Annotated in this window: 25 protein-coding genes; 15 read left to right on the top strand and 10 right to left on the bottom strand. The window is 63.8% G+C overall.

Annotation, left to right across the window (positions count from 1 at the left end; genetic code table 11):
* The first annotated feature begins 140 nt into the window (after nucleotides 1-140).
* Both FNJ84_RS08380 and folD read left to right on the top strand, forming a co-directional pair.
* Complete coding sequence (locus tag FNJ84_RS08380; protein ID WP_143792600.1) at nucleotides 141-443, top strand: chorismate mutase; 303 nt, start codon at nucleotides 141-143, stop codon at nucleotides 441-443.
* Nucleotides 440-1,315, top strand: coding sequence for a bifunctional methylenetetrahydrofolate dehydrogenase/methenyltetrahydrofolate cyclohydrolase FolD (gene folD, locus FNJ84_RS08375; protein WP_143792598.1), 876 nt, complete (start codon nucleotides 440-442; stop codon nucleotides 1,313-1,315). Before FNJ84_RS08380 ends, folD begins: the two co-directional genes overlap by 4 nt.
* Before the next feature lie 84 nt (nucleotides 1,316-1,399).
* Here the strand turns inward: folD and parC are convergent, their stop codons facing one another.
* Nucleotides 1,400-3,640: a DNA topoisomerase IV subunit A gene (parC, locus tag FNJ84_RS08370; protein ID WP_143792597.1), complete on the bottom strand. Its 2,241-nt coding sequence runs from the start codon at nucleotides 3,638-3,640 to the stop codon at nucleotides 1,400-1,402.
* Between the two features lie 127 nt (nucleotides 3,641-3,767).
* Between parC and FNJ84_RS08365 the strand changes: the two genes are divergently transcribed.
* The 7 genes from FNJ84_RS08365 (at nucleotide 3,768) to FNJ84_RS08335 (ending at nucleotide 8,249) form a co-directional block, all read left to right on the top strand.
* The gene (locus FNJ84_RS08365; protein ID WP_185968459.1) at nucleotides 3,768-4,289 is read left to right on the top strand and encodes an SH3 domain-containing protein; all 522 of its coding nucleotides are present in this window, start codon (nucleotides 3,768-3,770) and stop codon (nucleotides 4,287-4,289) included.
* Between the two features lie 38 nt (nucleotides 4,290-4,327).
* The gene (locus FNJ84_RS08360; RefSeq protein ID WP_143792595.1) at nucleotides 4,328-4,768 is read left to right on the top strand and encodes a hypothetical protein; all 441 of its coding nucleotides are present in this window, start codon (nucleotides 4,328-4,330) and stop codon (nucleotides 4,766-4,768) included.
* A gap of 64 nt (nucleotides 4,769-4,832) precedes the next feature.
* Nucleotides 4,833-5,657, top strand: a complete 825-nt coding sequence (locus FNJ84_RS08355) for an SDR family NAD(P)-dependent oxidoreductase (protein WP_143792594.1) — start codon at nucleotides 4,833-4,835, stop codon at nucleotides 5,655-5,657.
* 24 nt (nucleotides 5,658-5,681) lie between these two features.
* Nucleotides 5,682-5,879: a twin transmembrane helix small protein gene (locus tag FNJ84_RS08350; protein WP_143792593.1), complete on the top strand. Its 198-nt coding sequence runs from the start codon at nucleotides 5,682-5,684 to the stop codon at nucleotides 5,877-5,879.
* Between the two features lie 3 nt (nucleotides 5,880-5,882).
* The gene (locus FNJ84_RS08345; RefSeq protein ID WP_143792592.1) at nucleotides 5,883-6,455 is read left to right on the top strand and encodes a cob(I)yrinic acid a,c-diamide adenosyltransferase; all 573 of its coding nucleotides are present in this window, start codon (nucleotides 5,883-5,885) and stop codon (nucleotides 6,453-6,455) included.
* Between the two features lie 109 nt (nucleotides 6,456-6,564).
* Complete coding sequence (locus FNJ84_RS08340; protein WP_143792591.1) at nucleotides 6,565-7,323, top strand: electron transfer flavoprotein subunit beta/FixA family protein; 759 nt, start codon at nucleotides 6,565-6,567, stop codon at nucleotides 7,321-7,323.
* Complete coding sequence (locus tag FNJ84_RS08335; protein WP_143792590.1) at nucleotides 7,323-8,249, top strand: electron transfer flavoprotein subunit alpha/FixB family protein; 927 nt, start codon at nucleotides 7,323-7,325, stop codon at nucleotides 8,247-8,249. Before FNJ84_RS08340 ends, FNJ84_RS08335 begins: the two co-directional genes overlap by 1 nt.
* A gap of 92 nt (nucleotides 8,250-8,341) precedes the next feature.
* Here FNJ84_RS08335 and FNJ84_RS08330 read toward each other — a convergent pair whose 3' ends face one another.
* Entirely contained in the window at nucleotides 8,342-9,208 is an 867-nt protein-coding gene (locus tag FNJ84_RS08330; RefSeq protein WP_185968458.1) for an AraC family transcriptional regulator, read from the bottom strand.
* Nucleotides 9,209-9,346: 138 nt separating this feature from the next.
* Between FNJ84_RS08330 and FNJ84_RS08325 the strand changes: the two genes are divergently transcribed.
* The 4 genes from FNJ84_RS08325 (at nucleotide 9,347) to betC (ending at nucleotide 13,639) form a co-directional block, all read left to right on the top strand.
* On the top strand, nucleotides 9,347-10,171 hold the full coding sequence (locus FNJ84_RS08325; RefSeq protein WP_143792588.1) for an N-acyl homoserine lactonase family protein: 825 nt from the start codon (nucleotides 9,347-9,349) through the stop codon (nucleotides 10,169-10,171).
* A gap of 99 nt (nucleotides 10,172-10,270) precedes the next feature.
* Nucleotides 10,271-11,146, top strand: coding sequence for a 3-hydroxybutyryl-CoA dehydrogenase (locus FNJ84_RS08320; protein WP_143792587.1), 876 nt, complete (start codon nucleotides 10,271-10,273; stop codon nucleotides 11,144-11,146).
* 73 nt (nucleotides 11,147-11,219) lie between these two features.
* Nucleotides 11,220-12,149 (top strand): choline ABC transporter substrate-binding protein, encoded by a 930-nt coding sequence (gene choX / locus FNJ84_RS08315; RefSeq protein ID WP_221931946.1) that lies wholly within the window; start codon nucleotides 11,220-11,222, stop codon nucleotides 12,147-12,149.
* A complete protein-coding gene (gene betC / locus FNJ84_RS08310; RefSeq protein ID WP_143792585.1) occupies nucleotides 12,146-13,639 on the top strand; it encodes a choline-sulfatase in 1,494 nt (497 codons plus the stop codon). Before choX ends, betC begins: the two co-directional genes overlap by 4 nt.
* Before the next feature lie 69 nt (nucleotides 13,640-13,708).
* On the opposite strand, the gene FNJ84_RS08305 is transcribed toward betC, so the two are convergent.
* From FNJ84_RS08305 to FNJ84_RS08280, 6 genes are all read right to left on the bottom strand, one after another.
* Nucleotides 13,709-14,116 (bottom strand): DUF2852 domain-containing protein, encoded by a 408-nt coding sequence (locus FNJ84_RS08305; RefSeq protein ID WP_143792584.1) that lies wholly within the window; start codon nucleotides 14,114-14,116, stop codon nucleotides 13,709-13,711.
* A gap of 119 nt (nucleotides 14,117-14,235) precedes the next feature.
* Nucleotides 14,236-14,850, bottom strand: coding sequence for a TetR/AcrR family transcriptional regulator (locus FNJ84_RS08300; RefSeq protein ID WP_143792583.1), 615 nt, complete (start codon nucleotides 14,848-14,850; stop codon nucleotides 14,236-14,238).
* 12 nt (nucleotides 14,851-14,862) lie between these two features.
* Nucleotides 14,863-15,141 (bottom strand): HPr family phosphocarrier protein, encoded by a 279-nt coding sequence (locus tag FNJ84_RS08295; protein WP_143792582.1) that lies wholly within the window; start codon nucleotides 15,139-15,141, stop codon nucleotides 14,863-14,865.
* Nucleotides 15,138-15,533, bottom strand: a complete 396-nt coding sequence (locus FNJ84_RS08290; protein ID WP_143792581.1) for a PTS sugar transporter subunit IIA — start codon at nucleotides 15,531-15,533, stop codon at nucleotides 15,138-15,140. The genes FNJ84_RS08295 and FNJ84_RS08290 overlap by 4 nt, the downstream gene beginning before the upstream one ends.
* A gap of 28 nt (nucleotides 15,534-15,561) precedes the next feature.
* Nucleotides 15,562-16,524 carry an RNase adapter RapZ gene (gene rapZ, locus FNJ84_RS08285; RefSeq protein WP_143792580.1) on the bottom strand — a complete coding sequence of 321 codons (963 nt, stop codon included), beginning with the start codon at nucleotides 16,522-16,524 and terminating at the stop codon, nucleotides 15,562-15,564.
* Between the two features lie 43 nt (nucleotides 16,525-16,567).
* Nucleotides 16,568-16,996, bottom strand: a complete 429-nt coding sequence (locus FNJ84_RS08280) for an HPr kinase/phosphorylase (protein WP_143792579.1) — start codon at nucleotides 16,994-16,996, stop codon at nucleotides 16,568-16,570.
* Nucleotides 16,997-17,191: 195 nt separating this feature from the next.
* Between FNJ84_RS08280 and FNJ84_RS08275 the strand changes: the two genes are divergently transcribed.
* Nucleotides 17,192-18,787, top strand: a complete 1,596-nt coding sequence (locus tag FNJ84_RS08275) for a phosphoenolpyruvate carboxykinase (protein WP_143792578.1) — start codon at nucleotides 17,192-17,194, stop codon at nucleotides 18,785-18,787.
* A gap of 62 nt (nucleotides 18,788-18,849) precedes the next feature.
* Nucleotides 18,850-19,344, top strand: a complete 495-nt coding sequence (locus FNJ84_RS08270; protein WP_185968457.1) for a DUF3859 domain-containing protein — start codon at nucleotides 18,850-18,852, stop codon at nucleotides 19,342-19,344.
* 67 nt (nucleotides 19,345-19,411) lie between these two features.
* Here the strand turns inward: FNJ84_RS08270 and FNJ84_RS08265 are convergent, their stop codons facing one another.
* Entirely contained in the window at nucleotides 19,412-21,412 is a 2,001-nt protein-coding gene (locus tag FNJ84_RS08265; RefSeq protein ID WP_143792576.1) for a PhoX family phosphatase, read from the bottom strand.
* 113 nt (nucleotides 21,413-21,525) lie between these two features.
* Nucleotides 21,526-22,362 carry an aminoglycoside phosphotransferase family protein gene (locus FNJ84_RS08260; protein ID WP_143792575.1) on the bottom strand — a complete coding sequence of 279 codons (837 nt, stop codon included), beginning with the start codon at nucleotides 22,360-22,362 and terminating at the stop codon, nucleotides 21,526-21,528.
* Between the last annotated feature and the right edge of the window lie 3 nt (nucleotides 22,363-22,365).

Genomic DNA, 22,365 nt, shown 5'->3' with positions numbered 1-22,365 from the left:
CGCGGCAACGAACCCAGAGATTACTGGGGTTTTCGCGAAACCTGCCAAGAGGCCCGGAGCGCGCATCGCCTCGGCAACACCCGCCTCGTTGCGCTGCCCCTCTTGCACCCCTCACGCCAAGGGTGCATGTGCAGCGCAACATGACCCAGATCGACGACATCCCCGACATGCCCGCCCTGCGCGCGCGCATCGACGCGCTGGATAAACAGCTTGTCGCGCTGTTGGCGGAACGCAGCGCGCTGATCGACCGGGCGGCGCGGATCAAGGCGCGTGACCGGCTGCCGGCGCGGATCGACGCACGGGTGGAGGAAGTGGTCGCAAATGCCCGCCGCCATGCCGCAGATGCCGGATTGGATGCCGATCTGATCGAAGATATCTGGCGCCGTCTGATCGAGGCAGCCATCGCCCAGGAAGACCGCCACCTGAAAGGAGACCCCGCATGAGCGCAACGCTGATCGACGGAAAAGGCTTCGCTGCCGGGCTGCGCGCCCGCATCGCCGAAGGCGTCGCCGCCATGGCCCAGCAGGGCATCACACCGGGTCTGGCCGTGGTGCTGGTGGGCGAGGACCCGGCCAGTCAGGTCTATGTCCGCTCGAAGGGGAAGATGACGCGCGAAGTGGGAATGAACTCCTACGAGCATCGCTTGCCGGCGGATACCTCGCAGGCCGATCTGCTGGCGCTGGTCGAGACGCTGAACGCTGATCCTGCGGTGAACGGCATTCTGGTGCAACTGCCCCTGCCCGGCCATATGGACGAGGAAGCCGTCATCAATGCGATCCTGCCGGAAAAGGACGTGGACGGCTTCACCGTGCTGAATGTGGGCCGGTTGGCGACCGGGCAAAAGGCCATGGTGCCCTGCACCCCGCTTGGCTGCCTGATGATGCTGCGCGACCATCTGGGTAGCCTGTCGGGGTTGAACGCGGTGGTAATCGGGCGGTCGAACATCGTCGGCAAGCCAATGGCGCAGCTTTTGTTGCGCGACAGTGCCACGGTGACGATTGCGCATTCGCGCACGCGGGATCTGCCGGGTCTTTGCCGCAATGCCGATATTCTGGTCGCAGCCGTAGGCCGCGCCAATTTCGTGCAGGGCGACTGGATCAAGCCCGGCGCCACTGTCATCGACGTCGGCATCAACCGCACCGATGACGGCTTGGTCGGTGATGTGGATTTTGCCGCAGCCGAACAGGTCGCCGGCGCCATCACCCCGGTTCCCGGCGGTGTCGGTCCGATGACCATCGCCTGCCTTCTTGCCAATACGCTGACCGCCACGGCCCGCGCCAATGGCCTGCCGGATCCCGAGGGTCTGACGCCGTAAGCGGGGGCGCTTCGCCCCCCGCACCCCCCGAGGATATTTCGATCAAAGCGAGGCAGGCCGTCCGGTGTCGGGCGGCCTTGCCGGTTAGTTGAACTTGTTGTTGCGGGGGAAGCCGCGCGGGGCCATGCGGCCACTGCTGGCGCGTTTGCCCAGCCATTCGCCAAGATCCGGCTCGGTGCGGGTGCGCCCGCCCGTTTCCTGCCACCGCAGCCCGTCGGCAAGGGTGATAAAGGTGGCGTCGGACAATTGGCTGTCGGGCAAAAGGCCGCCGCCATCGCGGAATTTCTGCAACCGGACACCCTTGCCGCGCCCCATTTCGGGCAGATCATCCAGCGGAAAGACCAGAAGCTTTCGATTGGTGCCCACGGTCACGACATGATCGCCACTGACAAAACGACACAGAAGTGCGTCACCATTCAGCACCTGCTTGCCGGTCTTGGTCTGCGCCAGAATATCGGCGGCAGGCACGATGAAGCCGTCGCCGGCCTTCGAGGCGACCAGGTAGCGGCCACCTTCGCGCCAGGGGAACATGGCGATCACCTCTGCCTCGTTGGGCAGGTCGATCATCAGGCGCAGGGGTTCCCCCATGCCGCGCCCGCCGGGCAGGTTGTTCGCCGGCAGCGTATAAAAACGGCCGTTGCTGGCGAAGATCATCAGCTTGTCGACCGTCTCGGCATGCAGGGCCAGGCCGGGGCCGTCACCATCCTTGAATTTCAGTTCCGCATCCAGCGGCTGATGGCCCTTCATCGCGCGGATCCAGCCCATTTTGGACAGGATCACCGTCAGCGGCTCGCGTTCGATCATCGCGTCCATGTCTATGGGTTCGACATCGGCGGCCTCGGTGATCTGGGTACGGCGCTGCCCTTCGGGGGTGGACTTGCCGAACAGGTTGCGCACCTCTTTCAGCTGATCCGAGATGCGCGACCATTGCGTGCCCTCATCGGCCAGCATGGCCTGCAATCCGTCGCGTTCTTCCAGAAGCCGGTCACGCTCGGTTCGCAACTCGATCTCTTCCAGCTTGCGCAGGGCGCGCAGGCGCATGTTCAGAATGGCCTCGACCTGCGGGTCGGTAAGGCCGAATTCGGCCATCATCACCGATTTCGGATCATCCTCATAGCGGATGATCTCGATCACGCGATCAAGGTTCAGATAGGCGATCAGATAGCCTTCAAGCACCTCAAGCCGGGCGGCAATCTTTTCCAGCCGATAGTTCGCGCGGCGCACAAGCACGTCGCGGCGGTGGTCAAGAAAGGCGCGCAGCACTTCCTTGAGGCTGCAAACCTTGGGCACGCGGCCGTCGATCAGCACGTTCATGTTCAGGCTGAAGCGGATTTCCAGATCGCTGACGCGGAACAGCGCCGCCATCAACTGTTCGGGGTCCACATTGCGGGCTCGGGGTTCCAGAACGATGCGGATATCCTCGGCAGATTCGTCGCGGACATCGGCAAGGATCGGGATCTTCTTGGTCTGGATCAGTTCGGCCAGACGCTCGATCAGTTTGGATTTCTGGACCTGATAGGGGATTTCGGTGACCACGATCTGCCACTGCCCGCGGCCCAGATCCTCTTGTTCCCATTTCGAGCGCAGGCGGAAGGCGCCGCGGCCGGTGCGATAGGTCTCGGCGATCGACTCGCGGCTTTCGACGATCACGCCGCCGGTCGGGAAATCGGGGCCCTGAATGATGCCGGCCAGCGTTTCGTCGCGGGCGTCCGGCGTCTTGATCAGATGCAGGCAGGCGTCGATCACCTCGTGCAGGTTATGGGGCGGGATATTCGTGGCCATGCCGACCGCGATCCCCGAGGCACCATTGGCCAGCAGGTTCGGAAAGGCCGAGGGCAGCACGACGGGTTCTTCCAGCGTGCCGTCATAGTTGGGGCGGAAATCAACCGCGTCCTCGGCCAGGCCTTCCATCAGCGCCTCGGACGCAGCGGCAAGACGCGCCTCGGTATAGCGGGCGGCGGCAGGGTTATCGCCGTCGATATTGCCAAAGTTCCCCTGCCCGTCGACCAGCGGATAACGCATGGCGAAATCCTGGGCCAGGCGCGCCATGGCATCATAGATCGCGGCATCGCCATGGGGGTGATAGTTGCCCATCACATCGCCGGTGATCTTGGCCGATTTGCGGAACGCGCCCGTGGGCGACAGTCTGAGTTCGCGCATCGCGAACAGGATGCGCCGATGCACCGGCTTCAGCCCGTCACGCGCATCGGGCAGCGCCCGGTTCATGATCGTGCTGAGCGCATAGGTCAGATAGCGCTCGCCAATGGCGCGGGACAGCGGCTCGGCTTCGGTGCGGTCGGAATCTTGGGGCAGTTCGTCGGACATGGCGCTTGGATATTGCGCGGCGGCCCGCCGGTCCAGCGGGAAAATCGGCCGCGCGTGGCATCGGGCGGAACACGGCCGCCAGAAACTGCGTTATACCGTCAGAGTTACGGGGGGAATTGCGCCGCAGATGATTCGATTGACGATCCTGACCTTGATCGGGCTGTTTGCCGTATTGGCCCTGTTCGGACGGGCCGACCCGGATCACCCCTTCAACCCGCCAACCGAAGAAACCAGCGAAGCCACGCCGGCCCCCGAGACCTCGTCCGAGGCAATCGAGGCCGCGACCGACCTCGCCCAGCAGGTCGCGGTGCCTGCTGTTTCGGCCGATCAGGTCCAGCAGACACCCGAACAGGTGCAACGCTTTCCCGGTCCGGCATTGCGGCCCTCGCCCGAATATGCGGGACAGGCCGAGGCCGCACAGACCGAACAACTTGCCGCCAGCGGGGCGCAGATCCTGTATGTCACCGGCAACCGGGTGAATTTCCGCGCCGGCCCCTCGACCAATGATCGCGTCATCGGCGCGCTGCAATCGGGCAGCCCGGTCGAGGTGCTGGGCGAAACCACCGGCGGGTGGGTGCAGTTGCGCGACACGCAGGGCCGCCAGGGCTATATGTCGGGCGATTTCCTGTCGCCCGACCGGCCAAACTGACCTATCCTTGCGGTCTGGACCGCATGCGGAGGTCCGCGATGCAGATCATCGACGTCACCCATGACTACGACGTGTCGCCTGACCGGCTGCGGATGCTGGTCACGGATTTCGGGGCATTGGCCGAAACCATGCAGGGTCGGGCGCGACTGTATGGGCTGCCGTCTGGCAGGTTGCAGCAGGGGCAGGTTCTGGACGTGCAGATTTCGCTGTTCGGGGTGATGCCCCGGCGTCCCTATCGCATCGAAGTGCTGGAATGCGACGATCGGCTGCGGCATCTGCGGTCATCGAAAAATGGCATGGGCGTCCGGCGGCGGGATCACCGAGTGCGCGTTCTGGACCTGCCGCAGGACAGCCGCCTGCATGACCGGATCGAACTGGATGCCGGTTGGCGCACCGCGCTGTTCGCGGCCTGGGTGCGCCGCATGTATCGTGCCCGGCACAAGCCACGCCTGCGAATGCTGGCGGAAGGCCGGTATTAGGCTTTCATCCGGTCTCAAGGCCACCTATGCCTTGCGTGACAAAAGGCAGGGAAAGGCTTCGCAGATGGGCGGACGGGTCCTGATCACCGGCTGTTCCTCGGGTATCGGCCTTGATGCGGCGCGGCATCTGCGCGATCGCGGCTGGCAGGTCGTCGCAACCTGTCGCCGTCCCGAAGACATCGCCGCGCGGCGGGCCGAGGGGATGGAATGCCTGCCGCTGGAACTGGCCGACACCGCCAGCGTGCGCGACTGCGTCCGGGCCGCACTGGATGGCGGTCCGCTGGACGCGCTGATCAACAATGCGGCCTTCGCCCTGCCCGGTGCGGTCGAGGACATACCGCGCGAGGGGCTGCGCGCCATTTTCGAGGCCAATCTGTTCGGCACCCATGACCTGACCACCCGGCTGATCCCGCATTTCCGTGCGCGTGGCGCCGGGCGGATCGTCAATATCAGCTCGGTCCTGGGGCTGATCGGCATCCCCTGGCGCGGCCCCTATGTCGCCACGAAATTCGCGCTGGAGGGGCTGACCGATGTGATGCGGCTGGAACTGGCCGACACGCCCATCCATGTCAGCCTGATCGAACCCGGCCCCATCGCCTCGAAGATTCGCGAAAACGCCATCCCGCATTTCGAGCGTTGGGTGAACTGGCAGGCCAGCCCACGCGCCGGTGATTACCGCGCCACCCTGCTGAAACGCCTTTATGAACCGGCGGCGAAGAAGGACCGCTTCGAATTGCCGCCCCAGGCCGTCAGCCAGCGCATCACCCATGCGTTAGAGGCGCCGCGACCCAAACCGCGCTATTATGTCACGGTCCCGACACGGGTTTCAGGCATCGGACGGCGAATCCTGCCGACTCGCGCTCTGGACTGGTTCGCGCGGCGGGGCTAGGGTCCGGCTGGAAAGCGAGGGCTTATGAAGGACGATCCCCTTTTCTACCTGATCGTGCTGGCGGTGCTGGCCGTGACGGTGATCCTGATGACCGGTATCGGCGGCTTTGCCCGTGGCGGCGACTGGAACCGCAAGAACGGCAACCGGATGATGCGCTGGCGGATCATCGCCCAGGCCATCGCCATCGCGCTGATCCTGTTTTACGTCTGGCTGAGGGGTTAGGCTATGGTCGTTCTGAACAAGATCTATACCCGCACCGGCGACAAGGGTGACACGGCGCTGTCCGATGGCAGCCGCGTCATGAAGCATGATCCACGGGTCGAGGCCTATGGCAGCGTCGACGAGCTGAACGCAACGCTTGGTCTTTGCCGTCTGCATGCGACCGGCGATCTGGCCGACCGCATCGCCGTGATCCAGAACGACCTGTTCGATCTGGGCGCCGATCTGTCGCGACCGGATATGGCCGCCGACGCCGATGCCGGATACGAGGTGCTGCGCATCGTCCAGCACCAGGTCGACCGGCTGGAATCGGAAATCGACGTCATGAACGCCGATCTGCGGCCGCTGCGCAGCTTCATCCTGCCGGGCGGCAGTCCGCTGGCCGCGCATCTGCACCTGTCGCGGACGGTCGCGCGCAGGGCCGAACGCCGCGCAACCGAACTGGCAGCGGCTGGCGACGCCAATCCGATCGCGGTCAAATATCTGAACAGGCTCAGCGATTGGCTGTTTGTCGCAGGGCGCGTCGCCAATAATGGCGGACAGGACGATATCCTTTGGGTTCCGGGTGCCAGCCGCTGATCTTGACGTGCGCGTAAACGCAACGTCATCGAAATTAGCCCTGTAAAACCTGTCGCCTGTTAGCTAACACAAACCCCGAACCGATGACGCAACTTAGGGAGAGAGACGCATGAAGGTCCTCGTGCCAGTCAAGCGCGTAATCGACTACAACGTGAAGGCCCGCGTGAAAGCGGACGGCACGGGTGTCGATCTTGCGAATGTAAAGATGTCGATGAACCCCTTTGACGAGATTGCCGTGGAAGAGGCGATCCGGCTGAAGGAAAAGGGCGCGGCCGAGGAAGTCGTCGTGGTCTCGATCGGCGTGAAACAGGCGGCGGAAACGCTGCGCACCGCGCTGGCCATGGGTGCCGACCGCGCGATTCTGGTCGTGGCCGCCGATGACGTGCATCAGGATATCGAGCCGCTGGCGGTTGCGAAAATCCTCAAGGCCGTGGTCGATGCGGAAGCCCCGCAACTGGTCATCGCCGGCAAGCAGGCCATCGACAATGACATGAACGCGACGGGCCAGATGCTGGCGGCGCTTCTGGGCTGGGGTCAGGCGACCTTTGCCAGCAAGTTGGAAATTGACGGCGACGCAGCCAAGGTCACGCGCGAGGTCGATGGCGGTTTGCAGACCATCAGCGTCAAGCTGCCCGCGATCGTCACCGCAGACCTGCGCCTGAACGAGCCGCGCTATGCATCGCTGCCCAACATCATGAAGGCCAAGAAAAAGCCGCTGGATGAAAAGACAGCCGCCGATTACGGCGTCGATGTCAGCCCGCGCCTGGAAGTGGTGAAAACCCGCGAGCCCGAGGGTCGCAAGGCCGGGATCAAGGTCGGCTCGGTCGACGAGCTGGTGTCGAAACTGAAAGAAGCGGGGGTGATCTGATGGCTGTTCTGCTGCTGGGTGAAGTCACGAATGGCGAACTGAGCGTCGATGCGACCGCCAAGGCCGTGAATGCGGTCAAGGCTCTGGGCGATGTGACGGTGCTCTGCGCCGGGGCCTCGGCCAAGGCGGCCGCCGCCGAGGCCGCCAAGATCGCCGGCGTGGCCAAGGTGCTGGTCGCCGAAGATGCGCTTTACGGCCATCGTCTGGCGGAACCCACCGCCGCGCTTCTGGTCAGCCTTGCCGGCGATTATGACCATATCGCCGCGCCTGCCACGACCGACGCCAAGAATGTCATGCCGCGGGTCGCAGCACTTCTGGACGCAATGGTGATCTCGGACGTCTCGGCGATCATCGACGCCGACACGTTTGAACGCCCGGTCTATGCGGGCAACGCCATCCAGACGGTGAAATCGAAAGACGCCAAAAAGGTCTTTACCGTCCGCACAGCGTCCTTCGATGCCGCAGGCGATGGCAATTCAGCCCCGGTCTCGGACGTCGCCGCCGCCGCTGACCCTGCGCTTTCCGTCTGGGTCGCCGACGAGGTCGCGGTCAGCGACCGCCCGGAACTGACCTCGGCCGGTCGCGTCGTCTCTGGCGGCCGTGGCGTCGCCTCGAAGGAAAACTTTGCCATTATCGAGGCCCTGGCCGACAAGCTGGGCGCCGCCGTCGGTGCGTCCCGCGCGGCTGTCGACAGTGGCTATGCCCCGAACGACTGGCAGGTCGGCCAGACCGGCAAGGTGGTCGCACCTGAACTTTATGTTGCCATCGGCATCTCGGGCGCGATCCAGCACTTGGCGGGCATGAAGGACAGCAAGGTCATCGTGGCCATCAACAAGGACGAAGAAGCCCCGATCTTCCAGATCGCCGATTATGGCCTGGTGGGCGACCTCTTCACCGTCGTCCCGGAACTGACCGGCAAGCTGTAAGGGCTTCTCGCTCGTCCCAATACCCTGGGGAGTCGCCGAATGGCGACGGGGCAAAGCCCCCATCCCCGACCGCAAGACAGAACCGCCCGCGCCTAACCGGCGCGGGCGTTTTCCATTCTCTCGCCGTCAATCACCCGCCCGCCCGGTGTTTGACCAAAAACCGCCCGATACGCCTGGGTGAAATGCGACCGTGACCGATAGCCGACCGCCTCGGCTGCCTGCGTCACGCTGGCCCCCGCCCCAATCGCGCGATGGGCAACCTGAATCCGCACCTCGGCAAGCAGCGCACGAAACGGCCAGCCCGCCGCCGTCAGCTTGCGCCGCAATGTTGACGCCCCCGTGCCCAGATCGGCAGCCAGCAGATCAACGCTCCACGCGCGGTCGGGCTGGGCGGCGATCAGCCAACGGGCGCGCTGGACCAGGTCGCCCGCCATCAGGTGCCGCCCGGCGGGATCTGCCTGCAACAGCCAAAGCAATTCCGTCAGCCGCAACCCGGCCAGGGCCTGGGACTGGCCCTTGTCGGCAACGGCAACCGCCGCATGGCAGATGGATTCGACCAGATCCGGCGTCAGCGTGATGGCAAAGCCGTCAATCCGTGCCGCCGGCGCCAGCGGCCTGATCGCCGGGGGTAATGCCGGCACCGACAGGATCAGCGATTGATAAATTCCACTGCGATCATCGGGGATATTCACCACATCCAGCACCAGCCCGCGCGGCAGGGCGAAAGCCATACCCGGCGTCAGAACCTCGGCCAGGTCGCCCTGCCACAGCTCTTTCCGGCCACGCAGCACAATGCTCAGCAGCGGCTCGTCGATCGAGATCGCCGACAGCCTTTCGCGATCCAGACTGCAATAGCTGAGCAGCGGGCCGGCATGGGGATGCGGCCCATGGCGAAAGGCGGTGGACTGAAATGGCCGCAGACGGGCCAGCAGGGTTGGGCGAAGATCGGTGATGCTCATGGCGGCAGAGATTGTCATATCCAATCCACCCTGTCCCCGGCAATTCGAGCGTTCCGGGCACAAAGCCGGGCGTTCACCGCACAGCCACCGCCGCGCCCCATGACAGAACCGCCGCATCGCAAAAAGGAGAACGATGTGATGCGTAACGCTTTGATCGCCCCGGTTCTGACAGTGCTGGCAGTCCCGGCGCTTGCGGCCGGGCCCGATCTTGAAATGTGGCGGCTGGATTGCGGCACGATCGAGGTCCGTGACCTGGATTTCTTCAGTGACAGCTATGCCTATCAGGGCCAAAGCCGCACCCTGACATCCAGCTGCTATCTGATCCGCCACGGGCAGGATTATCTGCTGTGGGATGCCGGCCTGCCAGCGGCCACACTGGGCGCGGCGACACAGCCAGACGGGCCGATCGGCCCAGGGCTGGACCGGCTGCTGACGGACCAACTGGCCCAGATCGGGGTCGATCCCGCGGCGATCGGCCGCCTGGGGATCAGCCATTATCATTTCGACCATATCGGTCAGGCGGCCAGCTTTCCCGCGGCGACATTGATGATCGGCGCTGCGGACTGGACCGCGCTGAAGGATGGCAATGCCGCCTTTTCGGATCCGGCGCTGGTGCAGCCTTGGCTGGATGGCGGCAAGGTTCAGCCGGTGACGGGTGATCTGGATGTCTTTGGCGATGGCAGCGTCACCATGCTGACCATGCCCGGACATACGCCCGGTGAATATGCGCTGCTGGTCCGGCTTGCCCAATCCGGGCCGGTGCTGCTGTCGGGCGATGTCGCCCATTTCCACGAACAGTTGGACCAGGACCGCGTGCCGCCCTTCAACCTCGACCGCGCCGATTCACTGGCCGCAATGGCGCGCCTGCGCCAGGTCGCCGCGCATACCGACGCCACGCTGATCATCCAGCATGACGCCGATCATATCGCCCGCCTGCCGGCCTTTCCGGCCTCGGCCCGCTGACCACGGCGGCCGGCGCGCAATCACGCCAGCCGAGTTTCCGCATTGATCCCATCCCTGCCGCACCCTATCGTCGCCCCCAATCAACAGGGGATGGATCAGATGGCGATTCAATCGGTGGGCGTGATCGGCGCGGGTCAGATGGGCAACGGGATCGCGCATGTCTTTGCGCTGGCCGGCTATGACGTGCTGATGACCGATATCAGCCAAGAGGCGTTGGACAAGGCCGTCAGCCTGATCGACAAAAACCTGGAACGTCAGGTCAGCCGCGACAAGATCACCGCCGAGGCCAAGGCCACCGCCATGGGCCGGATCAAGACCACGCTGAAACTGGCGGATCTCGGCAAGACCGACCTGGTGATCGAGGCCGCCACCGAACGCGAGACCGTCAAGCAGGCCATTTTCGAGGATCTGCTGCCGCATCTGAAACATGACACGATCCTGACCTCGAACACCTCGTCCATCTCGATCACGCGACTGGCCAGCCGCACCGACCGGCCGGAAAAGTTCATGGGCTTCCACTTCATGAACCCGGTCCCCGTCATGCAGCTGGTCGAGCTGATCCGCGGCATCGCCACGGACGAGCCGACCTATCACGCGCTGCTGGAAGTGGTCGAGAAAATCGGCAAGACCGCCGCAAGCGCCGAGGATTTCCCGGCCTTCATCGTCAACCGCATCCTGATGCCGATGATCAATGAGGCCGTCTATACGCTGTATGAAGGCGTCGGCAATGTCAGCTCGATCGACAGCGCCATGAAGCTGGGCACCAATCATCCGATGGGCCCGCTGGAGCTTGCCGATTTCATTGGCCTGGACACCTGCCTTGCGATCATGAACGTGCTGCATGAAGGGCTGGCAGATACGAAATACCGCCCCTGCCCGCTGCTGACCAAATATGTCGAGGCCGGCTGGCTGGGTCGCAAGACCGGGCGCGGCTTCTACGACTATCGCGGCGAAGTGCCGGTTCCGACACGCTAAGCGGCGCATTCGGGCAACAGCAGGCGGGCCATCGTCACATTCTGATGGGAAATTCACCATAGGGAGGGTCATGATGAAACCGTTACTGCTGACCACCGCACTGGCATTGCTTGCCGCCCCCGCGCTGGCCGATGATCCGGCTTGCCAGACCGTCCGCCTGTCGGATCCGGGCTGGACCGACATTACCGCCACCAATGGCGTGGCCAACGTGGTTCTGGATGGGCTGGGCTATGAAACCCGGATCAACACCCTGTCGGTCCCGGTGGGCTATGAGGCGCTGAAGAATGGCGATACCGATGCCTTCCTGGGCAACTGGCTGCCGGCGCAACAGAAGTTCCGCGAGGATCTGGACGCATCAGGTGTGGTGCAGGACCTTGCGCGCAACCTGGAAGGGGCCAAGTTCACGCTGGCCGTGACGACACCCGGCGCTGATCTGGGGGTAACGGATTTCGCCGATCTCGACGCACATAAGGATGCCTTCGACGGCAAGATCTATGGGATCGAGCCGGGCGCGCCAGCCAATCAGTCGATCCAGGCGATGATCGACGACGATGCCTTTGGGCTGGGCGATTGGGAACTGATCGAATCGGGTGAGCAGGCAATGCTGGCGCAACTGGCGCGCAATGACGCGGCCGGCACGCCGACGGTCTTTCTTGCCTGGGCGCCGCATCCGATGAATGTGAATTTCACCATCACCTATCTTTCCGGTGGCGACGAACAGTTCGGCCCCGATTTCGGCGGCGCCACGGTTCACACGCTGGCACGCAAGGATTGGGCCGCGGCCTGCCCCAACGCCGCAAAGCTGCTGGCCCAGATGGTCTTTACCATCGACATGGAAAATCAGCTGATGGGCAAGATCCTCGATGATGGCGAGTCGGGCGAGGATGCCGCCCGCGACTGGCTGGCCGCCAATCCCGACGTAATGACCCCCTGGCTCGACGGAGTGACCACGCTGGACGGACAGCCGGGCCTTGATGCGCTCAAGGCGGCCATCGCGGAATGAAACCAAACATCCTGATCCTGATGGCGGATCAACTGTCCGGGGTCTTGTTCCCTGACGGCCCCGCCGATTTTCTGCATGCCCCGAACCTGAAGCGGCTGGCCGAACGGTCGACCCGTTTCGCCAATTGCTATACGGGCAGCCCGCTTTGCGCGCCGGGCCGGGCCAGCTTCATGTCGGGGCAATTGCCGCGCCGGACGCGGGTCTATGACAATGCGGCCGAGTTCGCCTCGGATATCCCGACCTATGCCCACCACCTGCGTCGTGCGGGCTATCAGACCTGCCTCAGCGGCAAGATGCATTTCGTCGGCCCCGACCAGATGCACGGCTTCGAGGAACGGCTGACGACCGACATCTACCCGGCCGATTTCGGCTGGACGCCGGATTATCGCAAGCCCGGCCAGCGGATCGACTGGTGGTATCACAATCTGGGTTCTGTCACCGGCGCTGGCGTGGCCGAGATCACCAACCAGTATGAATATGACGACGAGGTCGCCTATAACGCCTGCCGCAAGCTCTATGACCTGTCGCGCGGCGGCGATCAGCGGCCCTGGTGCCTGACCGCCAGTTTCACCCACCCACACGACCCCTTCGTTGCCCGGCGCAAATACTGGGATCTCTACGAGGGCGCCCCCGAACTGGAACCGCCGGCTGCGATCCCCTATGACCAGCAGGACCCCCATTCACAGCGGCTGATGGATGCCTGCGACTGGCGGGCCTTTGACATCACACCCGATCATATCCGCCGCGCCCGTCAGGGCTATTTCGCCAATATCAGCTATATCGACGATAAATTCGGCGAGATCCTCGATGTCCTGGACCGGACCCGTCAGGACGCGATCATCATCGTGCTGTCCGATCACGGCGAAATGCTTGGCGAAAGGGGCATGTGGTTCAAGATGAGCTTTTTCGAAGGCTCGGCCCGCGTGCCGCTGATGATTTCTGCCCCCGGCATGACGGCGGGTCGCGTAGACCGCCCGGTCAGCACCATCGACGTGCTGCCCACGATCTGCGATCTGGCCGGACTGTCCATGGACGAAATCGCCCCCTGGACCGACGGCGAATCATTGGCCGATGGCGGTGCCGATCGCGGGCCGGTGGCACTGGAATATGCCGCCGAGGGCAGCATCACCCCGCTGATCTGCCTGCGCGAGGGGCGTTGGAAATACACTGCCAGCATGGCCGACCCGGATCAGTTGTTCGACCTCGCCGCCGATCCGGACGAGCGCGCGAACCTTGCCGACGACCCGGCCCATGCCGAAACGCTGGCGCATTTCCGGCAAATGGCGGCGGCCCGATGGAACCTGCCCGCCTATGACGCCGAGGTGCGGCAATCCCAGGCCCGGCGCTGGATCGTCTATGAGGCCTTGCGGAACGGCGCCTATTTCCCCTGGGACCACCAGCCGCTGATGCAGGCCTCGGAACGCTATATGCGCAATCACATGGACCTGAATGTCCTGGAAGAAAGCAAACGTTTCCCGCGCGGCGAGTGACGGGCCCATCAGCCGTGCATAAATATCCTCAAGGGGGTCCGGGGGACAGAATGTCCCCCGGTGCCCGGTTCAGTCATCAGTCTTGCTGCCGCGCTGATCCATGAATTGATCGAACTCGGCCTTGTCCTTGGCTTCACGCAGCTTTTGCAGGAAGTTCAGGAATTCCCGATGCTCGTCCTCCAGCCGCTTCAGGGTTTCGTCACGATAGGCGTCAAAGGCCATGTTGCCCGTCGGGGCGGCGAAATAGCGAGAGCGTTGCGAGCGATTGCTGCATCCAAACATACGTTTGCTCCAGATAATGTAACCAAGGATGGCCAGTCCGACCGGCCAGAAGATGACAAAGCCAAGGATCATGGCGACGATCCATGCGGGTCTGCCGCGTTCGTCCAGCCAATCCCTGGCCCGGCCCAACGGCCCATTTCCGCGATGCTGCGGCAGCTGGATACCGTCCGACCAATTCTGCGACGCGCTGTGCATTTCGGTGATCCTTTCATGTTAATGTTAATCACATTTACATAAATGGAGACCGAAAGCCCCCGATCAAGACCGGCATCGAAATTTTTTGAAACATTCGCCGGTTCTGCCCCCCGGCCCGATCAGCGGGGAAAGACGCCCAACCCGCGCAGATAGATGCGGACGCCGCTTTCCAGCATGTCAGCGGGGGATATAGGGGTACGACCACCCGGCTTGCCGCGTGAAAACAACTCGACCACGCCATGACTTAGGGCCCAGATATGGTTGGCGACCATGCGGGCGGGCGGGCGGCTGTCGGGGGGCATGTCCTGAAACAGCGCCCCGGCGCTGCTGACCAGAACGCCCAAGGCCCGATCGGCCGCACGCGACAGATCTGCGTTGCCTGCAATCGAAACGCCTGACTCGAACATTGCCATGTAGAAACCCGGTCGATTGCGGGCGAAATCCAGATAGGCCTGCCCCAAGCGCAAGAAGGCCGCCATGGGATCGGGACGCCCCTCGTCGAAACTGGTCTCCAGCAATTCGGAAAATTCGATGAACCCCTGACGGGCGACCTCTTCCAGCAGATCGTCGCGCCCCTTGAAATGGCGATAGGGGGCGGCGGGCGACACGCCGGCGCGGCGGGCTGCCTCGGCCAGGGTAAAGGATTGCGGGCCGGATTCCTCGACCAGCGCGGCGGTCGCATCGACCAGCGCCTGACGCAGATTGCCGTGATGATAGGATTTGCGGTCGGCCACGGCGGCGCGGCCCTACATGCCTTCGCCGAAATAATCGGCGACCAGCGCCTGCAAGGCATCGGCCAGTTCGGCGGCCTCTGCCCCCGAGGTCGTGACGCTGAGCGTGCGGCCGCGCTCGGCCGTCAGCATCAGCAGCCCCATGATCGAATCGCCCGAAACGGTCATGCCGTCCAGCGTCACCTGTGCCTGCGCATCATGGCGCTCGACGCAATCGACGAATTTCGCGCTGGCCCGCGCATGCAGGCCCTTGACGTTGATGATGGTCAGGTCGCGGGTGATCGGGGCAGTCATGAGGCGGCGGGAACCGTATAGGAATTGATGTATTTGCGTCCGGCCTCTTCGGCCTTGGCGACGGCCTTGGCAATGGGTTGGCGCCGCGATTTGGCCAGCGCCAGCAGCATCGGCATATTGGCGCCATAGATGATGGTCCGGTTGCGCAAGGCGCAGGCAGGCAGCGCCAGATTGGCCGGCGAACTGCCGATCAGATCCACGACCACGACGACACCGTCGCCCATGTCGACGGCATTCGCGGCTTCCATGATCTCGGCCGTTTTCGCGGCGCGGTCATGATCCGCCTCGAAGGTCACCGCCCTGATACCCGTCTGCGGCCCGACGACATGCTCAACCGCCGAGAGATATTCCCGCGCCAGTCCACCATGTGCCACGATGACTATTCCAATCAATCCGATCCACCAAAGCAATCGAACCGAGTCACGCCGAACCCTGCCCGGCCGAGACCGATTCGCTTGCAGGTGCCGGCGCCGAACCTCGGCGTTCAAGTTCCCTATGCCTTTTTGACACCCGCCACCCGGCATCTGCAAGCGCATCTGCCATCTTTTCAGCCAAAGTGACGGAACGGTGTTGCCCTCCGGTACACCCAAAGCCGATCGCAAGGTGGGTCTTTCCCTCTTGCAGGTGTGCCGGAAGAACAAATTCAATCAAAGCGCGAACCCGCTCGAAGAACTCGGCATAGCGGGGGTCGGCCATTACAAAGCCCTGCACCGCCGAATCGCACCCGTCCAGCAGCCGCAGATCGGCCTGCCAATGCGGGTTCGCCAGAAAGCGGCAGTCAAAGATCACATCGACCCCGCGCGGCACCCCGCGCTTGTAGGAAAAGGACTGGACCGAGACGGTCAGCCGGCTGGTCTCGTCCGAGCCGAACCAGCGGGTCAGTTCCTCTTTCAGGTCATGGGGCGACAGGTCGCTGGTATCCAGCAGCACATCGGCACGCACGCGGATCGGTGCCAGCAGGTCCATCTCGGCCGTGACACCGTCCAGCGGCGCACCATCGACCGACAGCGGATGGCGGCGGCGGGTTTCGTTGAAACGGCGCACCAGCGTTCCCGGCGCACAGTCCAGATACAGCACCTCGGGGGCATAGGCCGGGTTGCGGGTCAGCGAATCTATCAGTTCGATGACATTGCTGGCCGAGAAATCGCGGTTGCGCACGTCCAGCCCAAGCGCCAGCGGCACCGGCCGCGGCGGGCCGTCCAGCAGACGCGGGATCAGCGACAGCGGCAGGTTGTCGATGGCCTCGAAACCAAGATCCTCCAGCACGTTGATGGCGGTGGAACGCCCTGCCCCCGATGGCCCGGTCACCAGCACAAGCCGCTGCGCGCCGTCTTCGGCGGGGGCGGCTGTGGCAACCGGTACAGTCGTGGTTGTCTGGGTCATCTCATTCCTTCAACGGCGACAGGTGGCGTGGCCAGGGCAGCTGTCACGCAATCCGCCCGCCGATCAGCAGTTGCCGCAGTGCAGCACCAAGATGAGGTCGGTATACCGCTTTGACAAGAGGCAGTAAAACCCCTGCGATTTCAATCTGCCGCACGGGTGGCAGCCGCTGATCCTGCGCATCGCCCAACTCGACCACCAGGATCAGGGGAACCGGCCCCACTGCGTCGGCAGCCAGAATGCCGATGCCGCGTGCCTCGATGCGCCCACGAATGCTGGCTGGTGCCTCGGCCAGCAGCTTGCCACCATCCGGCCGGATCAGCGTCCAGTCATCACTGACCAACCCACCCCCAAGCGCCATCAGATCAAGCGCCAGTGACGATTTGCCCGCCCCCGACGGCCCCGTGATCAGCACCGCCCCGCCGCCCAATGCGACACAGCTGCCCCGCTGCCGATTCTGCGAATCATCCGCCATTTTGTCCCCCATGGCCCATCAGCCCGACCCGCTCCGCCCGCCCGTCGTGACCGAAATATGAAATGATGGCGATAACATAAGGTGTTTGCGCTAACCGACCGCCCGCCACGACTTTTCTCACATATACTCCGTGTTATAGCGGCCCCAGCGGTGTCTAAGAACCGCCTAATCATATCTGCACGGAGCCAAGCACCAATGACCACGCGCGTGAACCCGAATTGCCGACTGGAGGATCAGGGGATCGAGGGACTCGGCCGGGTCTATTATAACCTGCTGGAACCCGCCCTGATGAACGAGGCGATCGCACGCGGCGAAGGCCAGCTGGGCCTGGGCGGCACGTTCCTGTGCTCGACCGGCGTGCATACGGGCCGCTCGCCCAAGGACAAGTTCGTCGTGCGCACGCCCGGCGTCGAAAACGAGATCTGGTGGGAAAACAACAAGCCGATGACGCCCGAGGCGTTCGATCTGCTGCATCAGGACATGCTGGCCCATATGAAGGGGCGCGACTATTTCGTGCAGGACCTGTTCGGCGGCGCCGATCCAGAACTGCGCCTTGATGTGCGCCTGGTCACCGAACTGGCCTGGCACAACCTGTTCATCCGCCACCTGCTGCGCCGCCCCGAGGCGGCCGAACTGGCGACCTTCGTGCCAGAGTTCACGATCATCAACTGCCCCAGCTTCAAGGCCGATCCGGCCCGCTATGGCACCCGCACCGAGACGGTCATCGCGCTGAACTTTGAAAAGAAACTGATCCTGATCGCCAATACCGCCTATGCCGGCGAGAACAAGAAATCGGTCTTTACGCTGCTGAACTATCTGCTTCCGGCCAAGGGCGTGATGCCGATGCATTGCAGCGCCAACCACGCGCCCGAGGATTCCGACGACGTGGCGATCTTCTTCGGCCTTTCGGGCACCGGCAAGACCACGCTGTCGGCCGACCCCTCGCGTATCCTGATCGGCGATGACGAACACGGCTGGTCCGAGCGCGGCATCTTCAACTTCGAAGGCGGCTGCTATGCCAAGACCATCAGCCTGTCGCCCAAAGCCGAGCCTGAGATCTATGCCACCACCAGCCGTTTCGCGACCGTAATTGAAAACATGGTCCACGATCCCGACACGCTGGAGCTGGATTTCGAGGATAACTCGATCACCGACAACATGCGCTGCGCCTATCCGCTGGACGCGATTTCGAACGCGTCGAAAACCAGCCTTGGTGGGCATCCGAAGAACGTGATCATGCTGACCTGCGATGCCTATGGCGTGCTGCCGCCCATCGCGCGGCTGACCCCGGCGCAGGCAATGTATCACTTCCTGTCGGGCTTCACCTCGAAAACGCCGGGGACCGAGATCGGCGTGACCGAGCCGATCCCGACCTTCTCGACCTGCTTTGGCGCCCCCTTCATGGCCCGCCGCCCCGAAGTCTATGGCAAGCTGTTGCAGGAAAAGATCGCCCAGACCGGCGCGACCTGCTGGCTGGTGAATACCGGCTGGACCGGCGGCGCCTATGGCACCGGCAAGCGCATGCCCATCGCCGCCACCCGCGCCCTGCTGGCTGCGGCGCTGGATGGCAGCCTGAACGACGTGCAGTTCCGCCGCGATCCGAATTTCGGTTTCGAGGTTCCGGTTTCCGTGCCGGGCGTGTCCGATGTGCTGCTGGATCCGCGCCAGACCTGGGCCGACGCCGCCGCCTATGATCAGCAAGCCGCCAAGCTGGTGCAGATGTTCAGCGACAACTTCGCCCAATATCTGCCGGCCATCGACGACGATGTACGCGCGGCGGCAATCGGATGAACCCTTGCCTTCTGGCCGCTTTGATTGTCTTTCTTGCAGGGGCTGCTTCGGCGGCCCCTGCTTTGACCGATGTTCAGATCGGTGTTTTCTGCAAGCTGCCCTCGGAAGGGCAGAGCGCAGCCCCCGGCACGACCGCGGGTTATATCTGGGACCCCGTGGCCCTGCCCCAGATTCGCTGGCCGCAAACCACAGTGCCGGCCAGTATCGGGATTTCGTTCGGGATCGTTGCCCGCGCCAAGGAAAAGTCGTTCGAGGTCGAGGTGCGGGTCAGTCATCCCGAATTTCCCGGCAAGGACCGCTTGCAGGAAATCTGGACCGGCAGCTTTTCAACCATCGGTGCGTCGGCAAGTGTTTATTCCTTCGACTATCCCTATGAGGTCGTTCCCGGCGATTGGCGGATCGAGATCATCGCGCAGGATAACGGCGAGGTCATATTGAGTCAGGACTTCATCGTCCTGCCCGCTGAAGACCTGCCCGAGATCGTTGATGCCTGTGCCTCTGGGCCGTTGCAGATGACCGCTGCCTCGGTCATCGCACCATTCCGCAGCCCCGGCTGAACGAGGGTGACACATGAACGCCGCGCCATCAGAGGCGCGGCGTTCGTCATTCTGCCGGCTGCGGTTTTCAGGCGCCGTCGATCGGCACGCCGATCTTGCCGCCACCCTGCCGGGTGATCGCCACGACGGCCGGCCGCACCGGCATGGCGTCGTTGAAATCGGGCCAGCGCGTCGACAGATCCTCATAATAGGAGGGGCGACCGAACCCTTCCCAATCCTCGCCGCCATCGCCCGGATGCTGCACCGCCAGGAAAAAGGTAGTCATATCCTCGGTCACGCATGGCCCGCACATCTCGGCGCCCACCGGCACCCGATAGAACAGCCGCGAGGTGCCGCGCGCGGCGCCCGCCGTATCCACCGCCCACAGCCCATCCGTGCGGCCGGTCTTGGACGGAGAGTTTCCGTCCGTCGACACCCACAGCCGCCCATCGGCATCCACCGCACAATTGTCGGGCATGCCGAACCAGCCATTCACCGTCGTCTCGGTCGAGAAGGTCGCGCCGACCTCGGCAATCGAGGGATCCCCGCATTTCAGCAGGATTTCCCAGGTGCCGGTGGTGGCGGCGAAATCGCCACCCTCTTCGACGATTTCGATGATATGGCCAAAGGCGTTTTCCACGCGCGGGTTGGCGGCATTGGCCTCTTCGCGCTTGGTGTTGTTGGTCAGCATGACATAGGCGCGGCCGGTGGCAGGATCGGGCTGAATATCCTCGGGCCGGTCCATCGGGGTGGCTTCCAGCAGATCGGCAGCACGGCGCGTCTCGATCAGAACATCGGCCTGCGAGGCAAAGCCGTTTTCGGCGGTCAGCGGGCCTTGGCCATGGACCAGCGGCAGCCATTCCACCCTGCCATCATCATGGAAACGCGCGACATACAGCGTGCCCTGATCCAGCAGATCCATGTTTGCGGCACGATCATCGGGGTTGAAGGTCCCGGCGGTGACGAATTTGTAGACATAGTCAAAGCGCTCGTCATCACCCAGGTAAAACACCACCCGGCCATCCCTGTTCAGCACGCTTTCCGCGCCTTCATGCTTGAAGCGGCCAAGCGCGGTGCGCTTTTTGGGCACCGAGTTCGGATCCATCACGTCAACCTCGACCACCCAGCCAAAGCGGTTCGGCTCGTTCGGATCCTTGCTGACATCGAAACGGTCGTGATAGCGGCCCCAGGCATAGGTGCCCTCGGGCAGGCCGAGGCGCTTGTAATTCGCGGCCTCGGGGTGATCTGCGGGCAGTTCCCCCATGAAATAGCCGTGGATGTTTTCCTCGGCCATGATGTAGGTGCCCCAGGGCGTCACGCCGCCAGCGCAGTTGTTGATGGTGCCGAACACCCTGGTGCCGGTGCTATCGGCTGCGGTTTGCAGGCGCGGATTCCCGGCCGCCGGACCGCTGATCTGCATTTCGGTCTTGGCGGTGATGCGGCGGTTCATCGCGCCGTCCAGAACGGGCTGCCATTTGCCGTCGACCTTGCGGATCTCGATCACGGTGCCACCATGGGCGGCCATCTCGATATTGACGCGGTCCTCGGTCGCATCGGCCAAGGTGATCTTGCCATCGGCGATGGTGACGATGCCGGGAAACATCATATGCGGGTCGGTATATTCGTGGTTGACCACCAGAAGCCCGTGATCATCGGCGCCGTCCAGCGGGATGAAGCCCACGAAATCGTTGTTATATCCGAATTGCCGTTCCTGCGTCGCCTCGGTCTGTGCCGTCGGGTCGAAATCGGGCGAATCGGCAAAGATCTTGTCGCCCCAACGCAGCAGCACATCGGCGTCATAGCCTTCGGCCACATGATGATCGGCATCGACGCCGGCCATCACCTCGGGGAAATCGAAGGCGGATTCGGCAGCGGCGGCATGGGCATCATCAGCGGCCAGCAGGGCCAGCGGGCTGACCGTGGCGCTGATCGCCGTCGCGGCCATCGAGCCTTTCAGAAAGCCGCGACGCGAGAACCGGGCGGCGATGATCTCGCCCATGGTGCGGTTGCCGGTCGGGTTCAGGCCGGGACCATCGGCATCTTCAAGCCGGCTGGTCGGGAAATGGTGGCGTGACGAATCGTCGTTCATCGGCTGCTCCTGTAAACTGTCGCGCGCCCGGATGGCGCGGTCCGGCACGGGTTAGGTCAGCGCGGTGACACCCCCACGACAGCGGCGTGACGACTGTGTGACATTCGCCGATCTCAGCCCAAAAGGGCCGCGGCGCGTTCGGCAATCGTCAGGTCGATGCTGGCCATCGGATCGGCATCACCCAGAAACCAGCTGGCCGACAGGCCGGTCCAGGCCACAATCCATTGCAGCAGCCGCCGCTGTGGCAGACCCGAGGCCTGCGTGACGACCTGCAAGCGCCGCTCGAACATGCCGGGGCGGGTGGCGACAGGGCGCGCAGGGTCCGACAGGTCAGGATTGGTGAAGATATTGGCATAGTCAAAGCCTCGCTCGCCCAGCAGGCCCTGCGGGTCGATGGCCAGCCAGCCGCGCGCGCCGAAATCCAGGACATTGTCGTGGTGGATATCGCCATGCAGCGGCACCACGCCCTGCGGCGAGGCAAGCAGTTCCACGGCGATCTCGGCACAGCGGGTCAGGATACCACCATGGGTCGCCGCCATCGGTGCCAGCGCATGAAACTGTTCCGCCAGCGGCTTCAACGGCGGAGGCCGACCGGGACGCGGCGCATGCAACCGGGCAATCGTGGCGCAAAGGATCCGGCTGGCCTCGTCATCCTCTGCCCCGCGCGCCATGTCGGCCAGCGCACGGGTTCCCGTCGCGCGTTCCATCAACAGCGCCGCGCCATTGGAATCCCGCGCCAGCACCTGCGCAGCACCATCCCCACCCCACCAGTCCAGCAGTTGCACGCCCCTGCGTTCCTCTGGTTCGTGCAGCAATTTCAGCATGGCAGGCTGGCCGGCCTGTCTGACCGGCAGCAGATCGGCGCCACGGGTATGGATCGGATCGCCATCGGCAATCAGGTTCCAGGATGCCAGCCAGGGGACGAAACCGTCCCGCCCCCTGCCCGGCATGAT

The sequence above is a fragment of the Paracoccus sp. M683 genome, from assembly GCF_007096355.1.
GTDB lineage: Bacteria > Pseudomonadota > Alphaproteobacteria > Rhodobacterales > Rhodobacteraceae > Paracoccus.
Note: the sequence above shows the minus strand (reverse complement) of the source record. Positions and strands in the feature narration are given on the sequence as shown.